This window comes from Pseudonocardia pini (genome assembly GCF_013870575.1).
Lineage (GTDB): Bacteria > Actinomycetota > Actinomycetes > Mycobacteriales > Pseudonocardiaceae > Pseudonocardia > Pseudonocardia pini.
Genome location: NZ_JACBXB010001052.1, coordinates 1 through 1,494, shown reverse-complemented (window position 1 = coordinate 1,494; position 1,494 = coordinate 1). Strand labels below are relative to the sequence as shown.

Sequence of the window (1,494 nt, the reverse complement as noted above, 5' to 3'; positions counted from 1 at the left end):
CGACGCGGAGAACGCCGACGTCCCGCCGCCCACCTCGTCGTCGTCGCGGGGCCGCTCCCGGGCCACGACCTTCGGCCGGATGGCCGTCTCGTTGTCGGTCCTGGGCGTGGTGCTGCACCTCGGCTCGATCGTCCTGCGCGGGCTGGCCGCCGAGCGGTGGCCGCTCGGCAACATGTACGAGTTCACGTCGGCGGTCTGCTTCGCGGCCGTCGTGGCGTGGCTGATCGTGCTGCAGCGGCTGAACGGCCGGAGCCGCGGCCTGCGGCGGCTCGGCGTCTTCGTGCTCGCGCCGGTGCTGACCCTGATGGTGCTCGCGGGCACCGTCCTCTATGCGCAGGCCGCTCCGGTGGTCCCGGCGCTGCAGTCGTACTGGCTGGTCATCCACGTGACGACCGTCACCCTCGCGACGGGGCTGTTCATCGTCCCCGGTGTCGCCAGCATCCTCTACCTGATGAAGAGGTCCGGGAAGCCCGCGCGGTTCGCGGCGAAGCTCCCGGCGGCGGAGACCCTGGACCGGTTGGCGTACCGCACCACCGTCGTCGGGTTCCCGATGTACACCTTCGCCGTCATCTGCGGCGCGATCTGGGCCGAGGCCGCCTGGGGCCGCTTCTGGGGCTGGGACCCCAAGGAGACGGTCGCGTTCATCGCCTGGGTGGTCTACGCGGCCTACCTGCACGCGCGGGCGACCGCAGGCTGGCGCACCACCGGGGCGGCGTGGATCAACATCGTGGGCCTCGCCACGGTGATCTTCAATCTCTTCTTCGTCAACATGGTGATCGCCGGACTGCACTCGTACGCGGGTCTCGGGTAGGGCGGACGGGGGAGCCGCATCGCATCACCTCGACCCGCAGAGTTTGCGCGACTACCGTCGGCGACCGTGAGCGAGACGAGGCCCGACGAGTACCCCGACGGTTCCGTGGGTCGGTACGTCCGGGAGCGCTGGGCGGCCGACGCCCGCGCCGCCGGCGACCAGCGGGACGACACCGCCGGTCAGAACGGCCACAACGGGGCCGGCATCGGTGCGCGGCGGGACGAGGCGTGGGGCGTCGTCCCGGAGGACGACTCCTGGGGCTCGGACGTCCTGGAGATGGACGAGCTCGAGGACGCCCCGTGGCCACGGGACGAGCAGGCCCCGCGGCCCTCACCGCACAGCCCTTCGCCGCACCCGCTCTCCTCCCCGCCGGTCCCGGCGCAGGAGACCCCGCCCACCCCGCCGCGGCCCCAGCCTGCCGTGTCGCCCCAGGCCCCGTCTCCGCAGGCCCCGCAGCCGACGGTTCGGCAGGCGCCCGTCCCGCAGACCTCGGTGGAGCAGGCTCCCGCCCCGGAGGCGCAGCCGTACGAGCCGCAGCCGTACGAGCCCCAGCCGTACGAGCCCCAGCCGTACGAGCAGCAGCCGTACGAGGCCCCGCAGCCCGAGACGCTCGCCCAGCAGGCTCCGGCCCCGCAGCGCCCGGCGCCGCCCGCCCGGCCCGACCCGGCCTCCGAGACCGGGCC

At 74.0% G+C, this 1,494-nt stretch carries 1 protein-coding gene and 1 pseudogene; both read left to right on the top strand.

What is annotated here, in order from left to right:
- The coding region (gene ccsB, locus H5J29_RS32385; protein WP_181784711.1) for a c-type cytochrome biogenesis protein CcsB at positions 1-811 on the top strand (811 nt) is incomplete at its 5' end.
- A gap of 66 nt (positions 812-877) precedes the next feature.
- Positions 878-1,494 (top strand): annotated as a pseudogene (locus H5J29_RS32380) (hypothetical protein); the annotation flags it as partial.